The organism is Actinobacillus delphinicola (genome assembly GCF_900638385.1).
Taxonomy (GTDB): Bacteria; Pseudomonadota; Gammaproteobacteria; order Enterobacterales; family Pasteurellaceae; genus Actinobacillus_C; species Actinobacillus_C delphinicola.
The window spans coordinates 122,691-142,049 of record NZ_LR134510.1; the positions used below are offsets into that span (position 1 = coordinate 122,691).

The 19,359-nt window shown below is 36.3% G+C and carries 13 protein-coding genes, 1 tRNA gene and 1 riboswitch; of the genes, 6 read left to right on the forward strand and 8 right to left on the reverse strand.

Annotated elements, in window-relative coordinates:
* Window position 1 precedes the first annotated feature (1 nt).
* From EL259_RS00590 to EL259_RS00610, 5 genes are read right to left on the reverse strand one after another with little or no spacing between them, the layout of a single operon-like run.
* Entirely contained in the window at window positions 2–607 is a 606-nt protein-coding gene (locus tag EL259_RS00590) for an HNH endonuclease (protein ID WP_126598023.1), read from the reverse strand.
* 16 nt (window positions 608–623) lie between these two features.
* A complete protein-coding gene (locus tag EL259_RS00595; protein WP_126598025.1) occupies window positions 624–3,698 on the reverse strand; it encodes an ATPase, T2SS/T4P/T4SS family in 3,075 nt (1,024 codons plus the stop codon).
* Window positions 3,699–3,708: 10 nt separating this feature from the next.
* On the reverse strand, window positions 3,709–4,572 hold the full coding sequence (locus EL259_RS00600) for a hypothetical protein (RefSeq protein WP_126598027.1): 864 nt from the start codon (window positions 4,570–4,572) through the stop codon (window positions 3,709–3,711).
* Between the two features lie 10 nt (window positions 4,573–4,582).
* Complete coding sequence (locus tag EL259_RS00605; RefSeq protein ID WP_126598029.1) at window positions 4,583–6,904, reverse strand: dynamin family protein; 2,322 nt, start codon at window positions 6,902–6,904, stop codon at window positions 4,583–4,585.
* 56 nt (window positions 6,905–6,960) lie between these two features.
* Window positions 6,961–7,860 carry a helix-turn-helix transcriptional regulator gene (locus EL259_RS00610; RefSeq protein ID WP_126598032.1) on the reverse strand — a complete coding sequence of 300 codons (900 nt, stop codon included), beginning with the start codon at window positions 7,858–7,860 and terminating at the stop codon, window positions 6,961–6,963.
* 425 nt (window positions 7,861–8,285) lie between these two features.
* Here EL259_RS00610 and guaA point away from each other — a divergent pair, with 425 nt between their 5' ends.
* The 3 genes from guaA to asnS all read left to right on the forward strand — a co-directional run bounded on the left by guaA (window position 8,286) and on the right by asnS (window position 13,153).
* Window positions 8,286–9,845, forward strand: a complete 1,560-nt coding sequence (gene guaA, locus EL259_RS00615; protein WP_126598034.1) for a glutamine-hydrolyzing GMP synthase — start codon at window positions 8,286–8,288, stop codon at window positions 9,843–9,845.
* Window positions 9,846–10,030: 185 nt separating this feature from the next.
* Window positions 10,031–11,536 (forward strand): glutamate/gamma-aminobutyrate family transporter YjeM, encoded by a 1,506-nt coding sequence (yjeM, locus tag EL259_RS00620; protein WP_126598036.1) that lies wholly within the window; start codon window positions 10,031–10,033, stop codon window positions 11,534–11,536.
* 213 nt (window positions 11,537–11,749) lie between these two features.
* Window positions 11,750–13,153, forward strand: coding sequence for an asparagine--tRNA ligase (gene asnS, locus EL259_RS00625; RefSeq protein WP_126598038.1), 1,404 nt, complete (start codon window positions 11,750–11,752; stop codon window positions 13,151–13,153).
* A gap of 101 nt (window positions 13,154–13,254) precedes the next feature.
* On the opposite strand, the gene EL259_RS00630 is transcribed toward asnS, so the two are convergent.
* Both EL259_RS00630 and EL259_RS00635 read right to left on the reverse strand, forming a co-directional pair.
* Window positions 13,255–13,330: transfer RNA gene (locus tag EL259_RS00630), tRNA-Arg, on the reverse strand.
* A 114-nt stretch (window positions 13,331–13,444) separates the two neighbouring features.
* Window positions 13,445–14,056, reverse strand: a complete 612-nt coding sequence (locus EL259_RS00635) for a hypothetical protein (RefSeq protein WP_126598040.1) — start codon at window positions 14,054–14,056, stop codon at window positions 13,445–13,447.
* A gap of 172 nt (window positions 14,057–14,228) precedes the next feature.
* Window positions 14,229–14,315: riboswitch (TPP riboswitch) on the forward strand.
* Window positions 14,316–14,382: 67 nt separating this feature from the next.
* Between EL259_RS00635 and thiB the strand changes: the two genes are divergently transcribed.
* From thiB to thiQ, 3 genes are read left to right on the forward strand one after another with little or no spacing between them, the layout of a single operon-like run.
* Complete coding sequence (thiB, locus tag EL259_RS00640; RefSeq protein ID WP_126598042.1) at window positions 14,383–15,378, forward strand: thiamine ABC transporter substrate binding subunit; 996 nt, start codon at window positions 14,383–14,385, stop codon at window positions 15,376–15,378.
* Between the two features lies 1 nt (window position 15,379).
* Window positions 15,380–17,002 carry a thiamine/thiamine pyrophosphate ABC transporter permease ThiP gene (gene thiP, locus EL259_RS00645; RefSeq protein WP_126598044.1) on the forward strand — a complete coding sequence of 541 codons (1,623 nt, stop codon included), beginning with the start codon at window positions 15,380–15,382 and terminating at the stop codon, window positions 17,000–17,002.
* Window positions 16,983–17,612: a thiamine ABC transporter ATP-binding protein gene (gene thiQ / locus EL259_RS00650; protein WP_126598046.1), complete on the forward strand. Its 630-nt coding sequence runs from the start codon at window positions 16,983–16,985 to the stop codon at window positions 17,610–17,612. The genes thiP and thiQ overlap by 20 nt, the downstream gene beginning before the upstream one ends.
* A 101-nt stretch (window positions 17,613–17,713) precedes the next feature.
* Here thiQ and EL259_RS00655 read toward each other — a convergent pair whose 3' ends face one another.
* Window positions 17,714–19,339 (reverse strand): phospho-sugar mutase, encoded by a 1,626-nt coding sequence (locus tag EL259_RS00655; RefSeq protein ID WP_126598048.1) that lies wholly within the window; start codon window positions 19,337–19,339, stop codon window positions 17,714–17,716.
* Window positions 19,340–19,359: the final 20 nt, after the last annotated feature.

Genomic DNA, 19,359 nt, shown 5'->3' on the forward strand with positions numbered 1-19,359 from the left:
CTTAATTATTATTTAATTCAGCTTTTTTCAATGAAATTCCACCGCTATGCGGAATATTATTGTGAATTTCTGTCGGTACTAGCTGTAAAGTACAACAATCCTCACACTCATGCCAAGTATAATTATTTTCTTTACGCCATTTGGCTACATCATCTGCAGTCCAAGTTTTACCGTCTTTTTTTTCTTCGTCCCACTTTTTAGCAGTCTTTTCATCGGCTTGATCAAAATTTTCATCACGAGCAATGCCAAAGTCATCAATTTGAATGCTTTCTTTTGCCACTTGTGATAAGTCTGGATAACCGTCTTTAAATGGAACCGAATCCATACCGTGTTTATCTAGAATATCAGACCATGACAAATTATCTGGATTATTTCTAGGGCGTTCAACATTTGGCGATTTTGACGGTGGAACATAATCAGGATCTGGTTTCCATTCTGAGTTTCCAGGTTCGCCTGTCCATTCCCCACCATTTTTAGGCAAAATAACGTTGCCTTCAAATGTCGTTTTTACTTCTTCTTTTAAACTAAAACTGCTTAAACGATCTGTATTATTCTTTGGCGTAACTTTATCCAAATTCTCAGGTGTATTAAGTTTTTCAATAGACATGGAGTTTCCTTAGCATTTAACTAAATAAAAATTTAGATGCAGCATCATGAACGTATTCAGGAACATATTCATAGAATGAATTTAATTGTTCCAAACTATGTAATTCTTCATCTGCCATAATTTTGGTTAACGTATTGATATAATCTTGTGAACCAAGATCAAAGGCTGGACTACGATTTTCAAATAATGCAATACGATTAAGCACGATCGCACGGGCTTTACCACTTGCAATAAATTCAAAAATACCTGTTTTCAGCGCATCAAGATCAACATATTCCAATTCTTTTTGTAACCAAAACCGTGTCAAATTTAGATTAAAGCGTTTGCGTTTTGCACTATTGCTACGTTGAACAGACGGGGTATATTGATAAGGTTTTTCTTCCCCCTTAAAGTGAGCAACTTTACAAAGTACAGGTTCTAACCAATCATTTTGATAAACCGCAGCCACCCCTCGAGGGAATTTGGCAATTTCATCAATCTGTTCTGGTGTCATCGCTGCTGCTTTACCCACAGATTGGCGATCATTATCATCAGGGATCCGCATGATAATTTTGGTGTTTGTATTGCGAATTGCAGAAATATCCACAGCGCTTGGTGATTGGTCAGCAATAATAAAACCTTCACCAAAAGTACGCATTTCCGCAATCGCATTAGAAAGCATTTCTACTGATTTACCCAACATATTTGCGCCTTCACTGGATTGTTCCGTAGAGGTGCGTTTTAAAATATTGTGCGCTTCTTCTAAAACCGTAACATGTTTAAGTGGACTATTCATATTGTCCGCATTGGCAGTCCTATGCTCGCTTAAACGCATAATCAAAATCCCCATAATTAGAGATTTGGTCTCTGAAGAACCTACACGGCTAAGATCAATCACAACATTGCTATCAAATAAAAGGTGATTATCAATTTCATTATTGGCAAAAATTTGTCCATTTAAACCATTGGTCAATGATTTAACACGAGTGACTAACGAACCAATGTAATTGCTTTTCACTTCTTGTGAATATTCAGATTCATTAATAACCGTTTTTAATGCCTCCAATAAATCCACAAAACTTGGGAATAATTCTTCACTATATGGGTTAATAGAATCTTCTAAATTCCAACCAGTTTCTTTGTAGCATTTTAAGATAGCTTCTTTTAAAACCGCAGGCATTGCTGCATACATCGGCCAACACACATTAAAAATCTCAACTAAGCGATCAATATGTTCAAGCACATGCACATTTTTAGGGAATCGGAAAGGGTTAATCCGTAATAGTTCGCTATATTGTTTATTGGTTCCCAAAACGGTCACATCATCTCGTTGCCCAAATACATTTTTATATTCACCTTTAGCGGGTTCAATAATCATAAAATGTATTTGATTTTGGCTAAGCTGATCTAATAATTGATAAACCGTATTACTTTTTCCTGAACCTGTAGAGCCAGTAATAAAGATATGCCCAGAAAGCTTATTAATATCAAGATCGACATTATGATCTAAGTCTTTATATAAATGTCGTACCTGTCCTAAATGGATGCTTGGCTGCTTATCTGTTTTATCTAAACGGCGAATATTACGACCAAAAGTTTTCGCTTCGATCACTGAAACTGTCGAAGTTGACGCATGCGGTAAACTCAACTGCATCGCCATTTCTTTACCAGACAACAATGTCGTTGGAGTCACATACTCCACGGCTAAATCAGTGGCATAATTTGGTTTTAAGCGAGGGTGCGAAAGATTGCGTAGATAAGAAATAACTCGTTCATTACGCCCCCACGAATTGATTGTAAAGTTCTCACTATTAGAATTATTACCACGCATTAATCCTGAGAAAATGCTAGCTAAAATTTCTGATTGCGCCTCGGTTTCCGTTAAAAAATATGCAGCCGTATTCCAACCACCATAACGTTTTGTATCTTCTAAGCGCTCTAACTGTAAATCCACCTGCTTCAACAACTGCTCAACACCTTTATTAACCGTTTCAATGGTCATTTGGCGATTTGAACCTGTAGAAACATTGCGATTCTCTCCTTGTGAGTAAGAAGTAGAATTTGTTTGCGTTTTCGTTTGACTGTTTGCGGTACTTCTATTGGTTGCATGGGTTGCTGTTTCAGTTGTCGTAAAACTTTTTGATTCAGTCCATGTCTCTGATGTCCCTCTTGTCGTACTTTCAGAAAAATTCTTTGCAACCATACCTGCCATAAGACCTGCAGGATGTCCTGTCAGCATTAAAGAATCAGAAAATTTGCCAATCCCTGTCTGCGTAGTTACACTTTCGCTTACCGAATGACTATAAGAAGATGAAGTACCCACACTTACCCCTTTACTTATACTTTCACTCGTACCTGTCGTTTGAGTCAATCCTAAGCTTTCCCCTAGTGATTGACTAATACTTTCATTAAGTGTAATTCCAACGCTTTCACTCTCATTTTGACCATATGCTAACGATGTTTTTAACAAAGGTGAAAGTTGAGTTGCCGTATTTTCATAACCAATCTTCATTTGATTTAGCGTATCTTTTGTAACGGGATCGGCAAGAATAAGTGCGGTATAAGCCTGTCCTTCAGCCGCATCAATAAAATGCTCAATACCTTGCATAAAGTTTTCACGTTCATCAATAGCTAACGACGGAACCCCCGTTGTGCTCACCAATGTTTTGCCCTGAAAGTCATTCACTAAGTTAGTAATTTCATCAGCATATAGTGATTTAAATTCACTACCTTGAAAGTATCCTTCTAAACTAGACGTTAATAACGTCCCTGCAAAATTCCCTTTATATTTACCTTTAACGCCTAAATATAGATTAGTTGCTTTCCCGTCACTTTGTAAAATAAGAAAGACAGAAAAACCAGCACTTCCTAATGCATTATAGGCTGCAGTAAGGCGCTCTAAAATGTTATGTTTATTCTCAATGACCAGTCTTTCAATACAGAAAATACGTACATCTGTAGAAAGACTAATAAAATCAGAATTATTTAATCTGACGAGTGGATAACGATGGATATCTGATAAATAGTTTTTATTTAAAATATTATAACTATCTAGTAAAATATTTTGCACCTTATTCTGCGATGCAAGCATTAGTTCATGCTGATTTTTCATTTTTACTTACCTATTTAAATAAGAAAATAGCACCGATAACGGCAAAAATAACTCCACCTACTGTGGCTGCAATTTTGATAAAAGAATTAGTCTGTTTTGTATAATTTTCAGTATGGGCACGCACATTTTCATTAGATCGTGAGTACCTATCATTACTATTAATTTTACTATCAGAACTTCTCTCAGTTTTTCTTGTATCCTTTTGCTTAAAATTACCATCTTTAGTAGATAAAAATTCCCTAACATTAAAAAGATGTAATAACCGTTCTAATGCAAAGTTCATATTTAAATAGCCTTGCTGGCGATAGAAATAATTACTATCCCATTTATCTGATTCTGTATTGATTTCAGGACTAAATGCATTGATTTCATATGCTACGAAAACATTAGGATTTTTTTCATAAACATACCAAATTGATTTTGAAACTTCCTCTAAAGATAAATGTAAATTTCCCAATAAAGACATTAATGCATTACGAATACGGTTAATATCTCCCTCTTGTAATGCCTTATTAAGGTTATTATCTTGGGGACTAAACTTATCCAAGTCTGGCTTTTGATTATTTGACATTTTTTTCTCTTTTTTAGATGAAATAGTCTTATCTATATTATCTAAGTTCTTATCTAGATTATCTTTTTCTATTTTTTCTTTAACTTGAATAATATGTTCAATAAGTTCTTTAGAAAAATGTTGACTTAAGCAATCTATTTTTGAAGCTAAATAATACTTATCCCAATAATGTGGTTCTTTAATATCAGAAATAACTGAATTAAATGGAACAAATAAATTATCATTTAAACTATTAAGTTTTATCTGATTAGATCTTGCAGATATATTCATATCTTTAAGTTCATTAATAAAATTATCTTTCATAAAAGATTCCTTATAATTCAACTACACTTTCTAATCTTTGTTTAAATACATTAATTTTCTCTAAATTCAATGTAGCCTGAGCAATTTCTTCTTCTAATTGCTTTTTATTAGCCATTTTATTGGTAAGTGAATTAATAATTTCATCAAGTTTTTTAGTGAATTCCACATCCATAAATTCCATAAATTTATGCCCATAATTTTCAATGTCAGTATGGATTCTTTGTTTAACTGTATTCATTAAATTATTAAAATAAGACTCTATGTCCTTACCTCTCTCTTCCCATAAGTCTTGACCTACTACATATTCTTCTTTAACAGTTTTATAACGGTTTTCAGTACGGGTTCTTCCCCATGAGAACGGATTCCACCAACTAGAATCAGATACTGTAACTTGATAGACAACTTCTTTATCTCTTACTGTAACTTCATCTTCGTTTAATCCAAATCCAGTTAATGTAGAAATACTATTTAATTGATCTTTAATACCATTAATCATCGGTAATGGAATACTATCAATATCTAAATTATCGAATAATCCAGAAATATAATCTTCAAATAATTCAGTTAGCTTTTCCTGAGCAAAATCTTGGCAATCAAGTACGATATTATTCAAATTATTAATAACAAGTTCTGATTTTATCTGAATTTCATTTTCAAGCTTATTTAATTTCTCTTCTGCTTTTCTTCTATCAAACTCTTGACCAATAAAATCATTACTAAAATTCATGATTGTTCTACGAATATCTGCCTCAATATCTACAATTTCATTCATCTTATCTACAGAATAAAGTGTAGTTTTATCATCAATTTTTTTACGAATTACAGATTTTGATTTTTCACTTGCTTCTTTGTTTAATCGGATACTTTCGATTTCTTGGGTAATTTTTACGTTTTCCTTTTCGTTTTCTCCGATGGCTTCTAAGGTCTTTTTTTCAGCTTCGCTTACCTCAATCGCCTCTTTTAAAACACTATAACCACGATATACACGATCTGGAATATTATATTTTTCAATATATTCATCGATCATTGCTTCAATAGCTGGGATACCCGTATGAAGTAATGCTGGTTCACCATTATAGTTATCTAGTCTCTCTCTAGTCGCCTTACTTAATGGCATATATTGAATCAGATTCAATTCTGGCTCCAAAAAATCTTCCTTGAGTCCTGGAAGAGCCCTTGCTTCTTTTCGTGTTAATTCTTTTCCTTTTTGTTCTCTGCGTAATAGATTTGCTACATATGCAGAAACTGGAAAAATTTGTGGGTCTAAAATCTCATTATCTTCAAGATATTTTTTAGCTTTATCAAGTTGTCCCTGAACTGTTTCACCTTTATCAAGATCGAAGGCATCAGCCTTATTTAATATAAAAATAAATCTATCTTTGGTTCGTTTCCCTCCTTTTTGAATCAATCTAGAAATTTCTTGTAATGTAGCTTTGTCATCATCCGTGCCACGTTGTTGTGCATTTAAAATATAAAGTATTAAAGGATTATTTCGAGAATCTTGAATATATTTAAAGGTTACTTGGCGATGTCTTGGATCTTCACTATTATTTGGTCCAGGAGTATCACTAATAATTAAGCGAACATCATCACGACTATTAATACCAATATTGCCTTTTATCCGAATTAACTTTGTATTTTCTTTCTTATTCCACTCTGTCAAAGTTTGAAGGGAGATTCTTTGATTTTCATCTACAATTTGATCCTGATGATTAATTCGTTGCCCCCAAAATTCTCCAGGTGGAAGTTGTCGATCATCCTCAATTTGAGCAATAGTAGCCGTGGTAGCTTCATTGGCTGAAGGTAATAAATCCTCTCCTAGCAATGCATTAATAAATGTTGATTTTCCTGCTGACATCGTGGCAGCGATATAAATATGAAAATCTTTATCAAAAGTTGAGTTAAAATTTGCTTTAATTCTTGAACCAGAATCCTGATTTTTAAATGCAGCATCAAAAAGTGGATTTTGTTCAGCCTCTTGCATTAAGCTCTGAATATCTTTTAATCGCTGATTTCCATCAGGCATTTCTATTACATCTAAATATACGTTTAAGCCTTTATTTCTAGCATTTTCAACAGCTTCTTCCATATCTTTAATATCAGCAGGCACACCTTTAAAGGTAAGATAATAATCTGCCTGTGGCTGTTTTTCATTATCATTTACTTCTTTTAGTAGAATATCAAAAAACTTATCAATCCATAGTTGAAGGCGTTGTGAGTACATACCATCAGCAAAATTGAGTTTTGTTTCGCCCTTATCGACTACAATCTTAGTTTCTATTGTAAATGGATTATGTTCTATATAAATATCATGTTGAATTACACGTTGCATAATTTTTCCTAAATGTTGATTAATAAAAATACTGATTTATTACAGTATGTGATGGGTTAATTTTTTTCATCATATCGAAGATAATCTCTCAACTGATTTTCCATCCTTTCTTGTAAAAATTTTGGACTAATAATCGTAAGATGAGGTATCCAATATTTTACAAGGGGGATAACTTCTAACTCATTGACCTCTTTACACGTCAAAATTAGCCCACCATCTTCCAATTGATGAACAATTTCTTGATTGGGTAATAAATTCCGTCGCGTAAAATAAGGGGCTGCAAAAGGGCTAACCTGAACTACAATTTCAGGCAATTGATTGCCAATGGAGATACTATCGTTATTTTTAATATGATCTAAAAGCTGTAGGTTTGGAGTAAAACTTTCATTACAAAGTGAAAGTTTATTCATCTTTGTAAAACAGAACGTTTTTTCTTTATTTTGATTATTATCTATACCAATCAGGTACCAAATACCATTTTTATTCACTAAAGAATAAGGAGAAACTTTATAATAACTCCCAGCTTGGGCGGTATTTTTTTGATAAAAAAAGGTGATATTTTGATGAGTTTTTATCGCTTGATTAATAAGTTTAAATTCTTGGGATAGATGCTGAATATTTTCATAATTTAACCCTTTAACAAAAATACTTTGGGTTAAAATTTCTTCAAAAAATTGTTTATCAATCTCTGGTAATAAATTTGAAATACTCGCAAAATTAGCAAAGCGCTTAATATCCTCTTGAGTTAAAAATCCTGATTTTTTAACGTCTAATTTATAAAATCCATTTTTGCATTCTTCCCAGTGGAAAAAATTTAAACGTTCTTTAAAATCACGTTCGATCGTACGAGAAGAAACGCCAAATTCTTCAGCTAATTCTTCTACATTAAGTTTTTCTTCTTGAGTTAATCTGAATAAAATATCAGAAATTCTTTGAGCTAATTTTTGGTTTTTCATTTACTATTATTTTTTAACCGTAACTAATATCTATACACTAATTATAGAAGCCATATGCCATAAGCAAACGACAGGTTGTGTCAAATTGATTCTTTTTTAAATAATAGAAAATGTAAATTTATAGAAAAATGCCATTGTTCTAATGCTTGTACAATAATTTCGCGAAATTGTACAAAAAAAAAACGATTTAGCAATTTGTTTCATAACGCTTTTTTCAGCATTAATTGTATATTTTTTCAATATTTATTGAAAAAAATATTCTCTCCTTTTTATTATTGATTTATATCAAAGCTAATTCAATTTTACCTTTATTAGGTACATTATTTTTATAGTTAAACATCTATAAAAAATGGTAAAATGAACCATTTACCTATATACCCGTAATCTTTACGGACCGATTCTTTTACTGTTAACTAGGAAATAAAATGACCAATATACATCATGACAAAATCCTCATCCTCGACTTCGGTTCTCAATATACTCAACTTATTGCACGTCGTATTCGTGAAATTGGGGTGTATTGTGAACTTTGGGCGTGGGATGTGACGGAAGAACAGATCCGTGAATTTAATCCGAAAGGGATTATCCTTTCTGGTGGTCCAGAAAGTACGACTGAAGAAAATAGCCCAGTTGCGCCAGAATATGTATTTAATGCAGGTGTGCCAGTACTTGGGATTTGCTACGGTATGCAAACCATGGCAATGCAACTTGGTGGCTTAACTGAAGGTTCTAACCAACGTGAATTTGGTTATGCAGAAATCGAACTTAACGCAGTTGATCGTTTATTCGCAAAATTAGCAAGTGAAAACAATAAATTAGATGTTTGGATGAGCCATGGTGATAAAGTAACGCGTTTACCAGAAGGTTTCCAAACCATCGCTTCTACTCCAACTTGCCCAATCGCTGCAATGAGCGATGAAAGCCGTCAATTCTATGGTGTACAATTCCATCCTGAAGTAACGCACACTAAATGTGGTTTAGGCTTACTCACTAACTTTGTCGTGGAAATCTGCGGTTGTAAAACAGAATGGACCCCTGCAAATATCATCGAAGATGCTGTAAAACGTATTAAAGAACAAGTTGGTGATGACGAAGTTATCTTAGGTCTTTCTGGTGGCGTAGATTCATCAGTCACTGCCCTCCTTCTTCACCGTGCTATTGGCGATAAATTACACTGCGTATTCGTTGACAATGGTCTTCTTCGCTTAAATGAAGCAGATCAAGTTATGGAAATGTTTGGCGACCGTTTTGGTTTAAACATTATCCGCGTAGACGCAGAAGATCGCTTCCTTGACGCATTAAAAGGCTTAACCGATCCAGAAGCAAAACGTAAAATGATTGGGAAAGTTTTCGTTGATGTTTTTGATGAAGAATCGCATAAACAAACCAATGTTAAATGGTTAGCGCAAGGCACCATTTACCCAGACGTTATCGAATCTGCAGCAAGCAAAACCGGTAAAGCACACGTTATTAAATCACACCATAACGTAGGCGGTTTGCCAGATTACATGAAACTTGGTCTAGTTGAGCCACTTCGTGAATTATTTAAAGATGAAGTACGTCGTATCGGTTTAGCGCTTGGCTTACCAGAAGAAATGCTTAACCGCCACCCGTTCCCAGGTCCAGGTCTAGGCGTTCGCGTATTGGGTGAAATTCAAAAAGAATACTGCGACCTACTCCGCCGTGCTGACGCAATCTTTATTGAAGAATTACACAAAGCCGATTACTACTACAAAGTAAGCCAAGCTTTTGCGGTATTCCTTCCAGTGAAATCTGTTGGCGTTATGGGCGATGGTCGTAAATACGATTGGGTTATCGCACTCCGCGCCGTTGAAACTATCGACTTTATGACCGCGCACTGGGCACATTTACCTTACGATCTTTTAGGTAAAATCTCAAACCGCATCATCAACGAAGTTGACGGCATCTCCCGCGTCGTTTACGACGTTTCAGGCAAACCACCTGCAACGATTGAGTGGGAATAGTTAACTGAGTATAAAAACGCCTCTAATTGAGGCGTTTTTATTGTTCAAATTTCAAGCAAATACACATAAATTTATAGCGTTCTACAAAGTAATGTTATTTTTTGTGATCTTTCTCATAAAAAAAATATGGGCAAAATGCTATTCTCTGTCAACTTTGAAACTGGTAACCCTAAAGGACTAAACCCATGCCTCAAAAAAAACTCACACTTATCGCATTGATCTTAATGATCTTTTCATCGGTATATGGTTTTGCCAATATGCCTCGTTCCTTTTACCTCATGGGCTATGCAGCCATTCCTTGGTATTTCTTCGTCGCCCTATTCTTCTTTATTCCCTATGCTTTCATGATCTCCGAATACGGGGCTGCATTCCGTAAAGAAAAAGGGGGGATCCTCGCTTGGATGGATAAATCAGTCGGTGGAGGTTTTGCTTTTATTGGAACCTTTATGTGGTACGCATCATATGCGGTATGGATGGTTTCTGTTAGTTCTAGTCTATGGTTAATTCTAAGCTATGCTTTCTACGGACAAGATCAAACCTCAACCTGGTCACTTTTCGGATTAAGCTCTGTTCAGACTTTAGGGGTGTTGGGCATTATCCTCGTGATTATTGTTACTGCAATCGGTAGTCGTGGGTTAGGAAACATCAGTAAGGTAGCAACTGTTGGGGGTATCGCCACTGCATTTTTAAATGTTGTTCTGATTTTAGGTGGTTTGATTGTTTACTTAAAAAATGGTCATTTAGCTCAACCTATTCAAAATATTGCACACTCCTTCACTGTTTCGCCAATGCCTGAATATCAATCAATCTTGGGGATGTTAGCATTCTTAACCTTTGCCCTCTTCTCTTTTGGTGGATTGGAAGCTATCGGGACATTAGCTGATGAAATTAAAAATCCTGAAAAGAATTTCCCGAAAGGCATTTTAATTGCTGCAGTTGTTGTTGCTCTTGGTTATGCTTTAGGTATCTTAGCCTGCGGTGCTTTCACAAACTGGGGGGAAATCCTTCATAGTGATAAAGTACACATGGGTAACGTTGCTTATATCGTACTGAATAATTTAGGCTATCAATTAGGTATTAGCTTTGGTGCAGATCAATCAACCGCTGTCATTTTAGGTAACTGGATGGCTCGTTATGTTGGTGCATCAATGTTTATTTCACTTGTAAGTGCATTCTTCATTTTATCTTATTCACCATTACGTACATTAATCGAAGGTTCGCCAAAAGGTATTTGGCCTGAAAAATTATGCCGTATGAATAAAAATGATATGCCAGCAAATGCAATGTGGGCACAAGCAGTCCTTGTTATCATTCTTATTGCTTTTGTATCGTTCGGTGGTCAAAATGCTTCACAATTCTTCCGTGTACTTATTTTGATGACGAATGTTGCAATGTCTATTCCTTATGTTTTCTTATCTGTTGCTTATATTTTCTTTAAGAAAAAACAATTGGCAGGTGAATTTGGAAAATCATTTATGGTATTCAAAACACAACGTACAGCAACTATCTTTGCTGTAATTGTGACCCTAATCATTGCTTTTGCTAACTTCTTCGCAATTATTGAACCTATCGTACAACATGATAAAGGTGGTATATTCCAATCTGTTGCAATGGTATGTGGTCCAATTCTATTTGGTATCGTGGGTTATGTGGTATATAGCCTTCACCAAAAACGCCAAGCAAATAGATAATAACATCCACTAAAAAAGCGCCTTTAGGCGCTTTTTTTATATCTTTATTCATTAATGTTATTCCATGCCTTTTGAAGAATAAAATAATCTTTTGTATAATTTTTTCCGAAAATCTAGGCGTGGAAAAATTCGCTTTTTTCGTTGCTAACTCTTTAGTTTTGGGTAAGAAATACGGTAAAATGCGATGAATTTTATAAAAAATTAGAGGTAAATATGACAAAAGTAGCATCTGTTGCTGACGTGTTGCAAGGTAAAGTTGCCGTTGGTGAAACAGTCACTGTACAAGGTTGGATTCGTACCCGTCGTGATTCTAAAGCGGGACTTTCTTTTTTAGCGGTTTATGACGGTTCTTGTTTTGATCCAATTCAAGCGATTGCAAATAATGATCTTCCAAACTATGAAAGCGAAGTTTTACGTTTAACCACAGGTTGTGCAGTTGAAGTAACAGGTGTGGTTGTGGAATCTCCAGCAGCTGGTCAAGCCGTTGAACTTCAAGCAAATGCGGTAAAAGTTGTGGGTTGGGTTGAAGATCCAGATACTTACCCAATGGCAGCAAAACGCCACAGTATTGAATATTTACGTGAAGTTGCTCACCTTCGCCCACGTACCAATATCATTGGTGCTGTTGCACGTGTACGTAGCTGTCTTGCTGGTGCAATCCATCGTTTCTTCCAAGAACAAGGTTTCTACTGGGTGGCAACACCATTAATCACTGCGTCTGATACTGAAGGTGCTGGTGAAATGTTCCGTGTTTCTACATTAGATTTAGAAAACCTACCACGTACCGAAGAAGGCAAAGTGGATTACAGCCAAGATTTCTTTGGTAAAGAATCTTTCTTAACCGTGTCTGGTCAGTTAAATGCGGAAACTTATGCTTGCGCATTAAGCAAAGTTTATACTTTCGGTCCGACTTTCCGTGCTGAAAACTCTAACACAACTCGCCATTTAGCTGAGTTCTGGATGGTTGAACCAGAATTTGCATTCGCAACCTTAGAAGATGATGCAAAACTTGCCGAAGCAATGCTTAAATATGTGTTCAAAGCAGTGTTGGAAGAACGTCGTGATGATTTAGAATTCTTTGCACAACGTGTTGATAAAAACGTAATTACTCGTTTAGAAAACTTCATCAACTCAGATTTCGTTCAAGTTGATTATACTGATGCGATCGATATCTTACTGAAATCAGGCAAAGACTTTGAATTTAAAGTTGAATGGGGTATTGATTTATCTTCTGAACACGAACGTTACTTAGCAGAAGAACACTTCAAAGCACCTGTTGTTGTGAAAAACTATCCAAAAGATATCAAAGCATTCTACATGCGCTTAAACGATGACGGTAAAACTGTTGCAGCAATGGACGTATTAGCACCTGGAATCGGTGAAATTATTGGTGGTTCACAACGTGAAGAACGCTTAGAAGTGCTTGATCAACGTATGGCTGAAATGGGCTTAAAAGCTGAAGATTACTGGTGGTACCGTGATCTTCGTAAATACGGTACTGTTCCTCACGCAGGTTTTGGTCTTGGTTTTGAACGTTTAATCGTTTATGTAACTGGGGTTCAAAATATTCGTGATGTAATTCCATTCCCACGTGCGCCACGTAATGCGAATTTCTAGTTAATATGAAAAAAGACCGAATTATTCGGTCTTTTTTATTTTTTTAAATGAATACGCCCGCTTTTTCGAAAAATTTTATGAAAAAGCGGGCGTGGTAATTTTGGCGTTCCCAAGAGGACTCGAACCTCTATCGGTCGCTTAGGAGGCAACTGCTCTATCCCGTTGAGCTATGAGAACAATTTTCGCTATTATAGAAAGTTATGTAAAATTCGGCAACTTATTATTTTTATTAATTTTTTAACCACAAAAAAAGACCGAATAAATCGGTCTTTTCGTTTCTTAAATCGTAAATTAAGAAAGTAAGCTAGAAAGTTTTTTATCAACTGCTTGGCTTGCAGAGTTCATTGCATTTGCTGCTTTGCCTTCTGCTTTAGTCATCGTTTCGCTTGCTTTGTTTTCTGCTTTTGAAACTGCTGATGCCGCTTTATCTTCTGCTTTAGTTACAGTTGATGCAGCTTTATCTTTAGCATCTGATACAGTGTTTGCTGCGGTTGTTTTAACAGCATCTACTGCACTTTTAGCAGTATTTTTTGCAGAATCTACCGCATCATTTGCCATTTTTTTCATTGAGTCAAGCATATTTGTTGCTGCTGCTTTAGTTGAATCTACTGCTGCCGCTGCTTGTTCTTTTGCTGCTTTTTCTAAATTGCTTGCTGCTTCTTTAGTTGCTGCAACTGCTGCGTGAGTTTGTGCTTTCGCATTTTCAACAACATCTTTTGCTAAAGTTTTAGTTGCACCAACCACTTCATGTGCTTGTGCTTTAACTTGAGCAGTTGTTGCAGTGCTTGCTTGAGCTGGTGTTGCTTGGCTGCTTGCTACAGATGTTGCATCGTCATTACATGCTGAAAGTGCTAAGGTTGCAGCTAAAATGCTTGCACCAAGTAAAGTTTTTTTAAAGTTCATTTAAATACCTTTTATGTAAAATTTATGTAAAAAAACGGCGCAATTATAGTTAAGCTTTTTTATTTGTGCAAATAAAAATCCAAGAAATGGTGTATTTTTATCCTAATGGTTACCTCTTTAGGTTTATATTTTAAAAGCACTATACTTTTCTAAGTATTTCCAATACACTTACCGCAATTAGTCGGGGTGCAACTGCTGAGAATATACCCGCGAACCTGAAACAGTTAGGACTGTCGTAGGAAACTAATACTTCCCTTCTTTCTTTTCCTTCTCATGTTTTATGGTTCATTCATCTTCATTAATGTTGTTTTCTTGCGGAGTTTAGAATGAAACAAAAAATATTTTCTTTTTTAACAACGACATTGCTACTTGCTTCACCATTTGCTATGGCGATGCAGACTGTCAATGTTTATACCTATAATAGCTTTGCATCTGAAAAATGGGGTGCAGGTCCGAAGTTAAAGCAATTATTTGAACAATCTCATCCGCAATGCCAAATTCATTACACAGCACTTGATGGCTCAAATACGATGTTTAACCGTATTCGCTTAGAAGGAAAACAAACAAAAGCGGATATGGCTATCGGACTAAATAATTTTATGCTGGATGCAGCAGAAAAATCACAGCTTTTTACGCCTGCAAAAGTGGATCTTGATACGTTACCAGAAAATTTCCGTAATGCGACGTTTGTCCCTTACGGCTTTGCTGATTATGCATTCATCTATAATAAGACAAAATTAAAAAATCCGCCAAAATCCTTACAAGAATTAGTTAATCGCCAAGATATCCGTGTGATTTATGAAGATCCACGTACTTCTGCGGTCGGTCAAGGTTTCGTGGCATGGATGAATAAAGTCTATTCTGAAAAAGATATCCAATCTGCGTGGCAAACATTGGCAAAACATACGGTAACCGTCACAAAAAGCTGGTCTGAGGCTTATGGCGCTTTCTTAAAAGGTGAGGCGGATATGGTGTTAAGTTACAATACATCACCTTTGTACCATATTTTAAATGAACATAATGACAATTATGTGGCTGCCAACTTCCCTGCTCCGCATGTTGCACAGATTGAATTTGTTGCTACGCTAAAAAATCATGAAAATGATTGTACCAATGCGTTCACACAATTTATGATTACCCCACCAGCTCAAAAAATCTTATCGACTGCTAATGTGATGCTGCCTGTTGTGCAAAATATTCACGTTCCGCTTTACGATAATCTACGCCAACAATCTGTTCTGCCGAATTTAAAAGAAGAAAGCGTACCGCAACAAACCATGCGCCAATGGATTAACACTTGGCAAAATGCGCTAACCGATTAATATGACCAAATTTGCTCTTCAAAAATTAACCGCGACTATTCGTCAGCATAAAGCGATTTATAGTGGCGGTTTTGCTGTCGTATGTGCGATCGTCTTATTTTATAGTTTATCTCTAACAGCAATTTGGCAACAGGGACAAGATTATAGCTGGCACGATCTCATGCAAGATCGCTATTTACATCACGTCATTTTCTTCAGTTTTTGGCAAGCTTTTCTCTCGGCAATATTATCGCTTTTATTCGGGATCCTGTTTGCCCGTGCTTTTTTCTATCAGAAATTCTGGGGGAAAAAACTTATTTTAAAACTCTTTTCCTTAACCTTTGTTTTACCCTCTCTGGTTGTCATTTTTGGATTAATGGGCATTTACGGGCAAAATGGTTGGTTCGCTCATCTTTATCATTGTCTAGGCTTTGTCGGTGAATGGGATATTTATGGGTTAACTGGAATTTTAATTGCGCATCTATTTTTCAATATTCCGCTCGCAAGCCGTTTATTTTTACAAAGCCTAAGCAGTATCCCGAGTGAACAGCGCCAACTCGCTGCACAACTCGGTATTCGTGGCTGGCAATTTATCCGCCTTATCGAATTGCCTTATCTACGCCAACAATTATTGCCGACTTTCGTGTTAATTTTTATGTTATGTTTTACCAGTTTTGCTGTGGTATTAACTTTGGGTGGCGGTCCAAAATTTACAACCCTTGAAGTGGCAATTTATCAAAGTGTCTTTTTTGATTTTGACTTAGGAAAAGCGGCGATCTTTGCATTATTGCAATTTTTATTCTGCTTTATTTTATTCAGTAGCAGTAGTTTTTTTGTCAAAAAAGGCTCACTATTACAATCACAACGTCGCCCGTGGCTAGACACGCAGACATTTTCGGTAAAATTTATGCAAATTGTCGTAATTTTGCTGACATTAGCTTTCATCTTGTTGCCACTGATTAATACAATTTGGGCGGGACTGTTTTCAGGTGACCTCTGGCATAGCCTACACGATAGTGAATTATGGCGTGCATTAATTTATTCCGTTACTTTGCCTCCGTTAGCAGGGCTACTCACTGTTATCATCGCAATGGCAATTCTCTATTTAGCCCGCTATTGGATGTGGCGCAATCATCTTTGGCTTGCAAATAATTTTTTAAATCTCGGTATGGTGATTTTGGCTATCCCGACACTGGTTCTGGCATTAGGGCTTTTTTTACTACTCCGCTCTTTTGATGCAACAACGCCATTGTTATTTAGCATTGTCATGTGTTGCAATGCGTTAATGGCATTGCCCTTTGTGATTCGTGTTCTTACCGTGCCGATGTATAACAATATGTTGTTTTATGAAAAGCTATGTAATTCATTAGGTATCCGTAGGTTCGCTCGTCTAAGATATATCGAATGGCATAATCTAAAAAATCCGATTAAATATGGATTTACCGTGGCAACTTGCCTTTCACTTGGCGATTTAACCGCTATTTCATTATTTGGCAATCAAGACTTTACGTCATTGCCCCAATTACTCTATCAACAACTTGCGCGCTACCAGATGGATAGTGCATCAGTAACTGCGCTGGTTTTATTAATTTTCTGTGCCCTTTTATTCTACTTTGTGGAGGAATATGATTCAGCTTCAAATTGATTTTGATTATCCTGACATGCCTATGCATTTTTCGCTTTCGGCTAAAAAAGGCGAAAAAATTGCACTCATTGGTGAAAGCGGTGCAGGGAAAAGTACACTATTAAATTTAATTGCGGGTTTTGAGTGGATAAGCCGTGGTGAAATTTGGCTAAATGGTAAGAATTGTACCTTATTGCCACCCGCTGAACGCCCTGTTGCGATGCTTTTCCAAGATAATAATTTGTTTACGCATTTAACCGTAGAACAAAATCTTGCACTTGGTATTAAACCGAGTTTAAAAATCAATGCCTCGGAACGAGATGCGATTTGTCAGGCGGCAAAAGCCGTTGGGTTAGTCCAGCATCTTACCCGCCTTCCTGAACAATTATCTGGAGGGCAACGCCAACGGGTTGCTATCGCGCGTTGTTTGTTACAACATAAGCCTATTCTGCTACTTGATGAACCCTTTTCAGCGCTCGATCCCGTTTTGCGTCAAGAAATGCTTGATCTGATTTTAGATCTTTGCCAAAAACAAAACACTACGCTTTTAATGGTGACGCACCAAGTAGATGAAATTCAAGGAAAATTTGATCGTATTTTAGAGGTCAAACAGGGGCATTTTGTTAAATAACTCACGCCCCGATTTTCGTGAAAATTTATGTGATTTGAATAATTATATAAAAGAAAACCCCAAGGATTCGCCTTGGGGTTTTTATTTAATTTCAACTTTATTTACGCAATCGTGTCAGCAAATTGTTCTAAACTTGCTTTGATATTAGCGCAAATTTCTTTTGCTTGTTCCAAAGTTTTACCATTGGTATCAAGGTACATTTTAAGTTTTGGTTCAGTACCTGATGGACGTAAAATTACACGTTGACCGCCTGCGAGGTTGAAAACAAGAATATTATTTTGTTTTTCAGTTTGAAGGTGATCGATGTATTGTTCCACTTTCACGCCACCAATTTCTTGGAATGGATTTTCACGCACTGCTTTTAAGATGCGTTGAATACGACCAAGATCAGCTACACGTAAACTTAATTGATCGCTATAAGCGGCACCAAAAGTATCTACAAATTCTTGTTGGAATTGTGCAAATGTTTTGCCTTCTGCTTTTAAGGTGTTGATTAAGTTTAAGAAGCAAGTGATTGCAGAAATACCGTCTTTATCGTGGGCTACTGTTGGGTTTACGAGATAGCCAAGTGCTTCTTCAAAACCAAAGATTAAACCAGGGATACGACCGATATATTTGAAACCAGTTAATGTTTCTTGGTGTTCTAAACCGCAAGATTCAGCGACTTTTGCAAGTAATGGGCTAGATACTAATGAACAACCTAATACGCCTTTTTTACCTGCTTTTTGTGCTGCTTTTCCGATAAACCAACCGAAGTAAAGACCAACTTGGTTACCGTGCAAGTTATGCCAGTTACCATTTGCATCTTTAATCGCTACGGCTAAACGGTCAGCATCTGGATCGTTTGCAACGATAAATTCCGCATCAACTTCTTTTGCTTTCGCAATCGCTAAATCTAATGCACCTTTTTCTTCTGGATTAGGGAATGATACGGTTGGGAAAGTACCATCTGGTTCGCATTGTGATTCCACTAATACAGGTTTTGGTAAGCCTGCTTTATCTAAAACATTTAATAAAGTTTCTTTACCTACCCCGTGCATTGCAGTATAAACATAAGTGAATTGACTTACAGGTGCAGTCGCTAGAGAGGCTGTACGTGCTACATATTCATCAATCACACTTTGATCAATCATTTTATAATCAGTACTGCGCGGAATATCCGTCACTTTTTGATTATCCGCAACCCATTGGATTTGTTCTGCGATAAGTTTATCGTCTGGTGCAACGATTTGTGCACCATCGTCTTTACCACCAAGATATACTTTATAACCGTTATCATCTGGCGGGTTATGACTTGCTGTTACCATTACCCCTGCACTCGCTTTCATGAAACGAACTGAGAATGCAAGTACTGGAGTTGGGCGTAAACTTGGCATTAAGAAAGCATCAATCCCTGCTGCTTGCATGATTTCAGCGGTATCTTGTGCAAAACGAAGAGAATTTTTACGACCATCATAACCAATAACGATAGATGGTTTTTCATTACGTGCTAATAAGTAGCGAGCAAGCCCTGCTGCTGCTTGGGCAACAAGCACACGGTTCATACCCATTGGACCTGCTTGTAAACGTCCACGTAACCCTGCTGTTCCAAACTGTAAACGACCAGAAAAACGGACGTTTAATTCCTCAACATCATTTTTAGCAATCAAATTTTTCAACTCTTCACGAGTTTCTGCGTCTGGATCTTGCTCCATCCACTGCGTTGCTAATCGAATTACATCTGTCATATTTTCCTCTCTATTTTAGT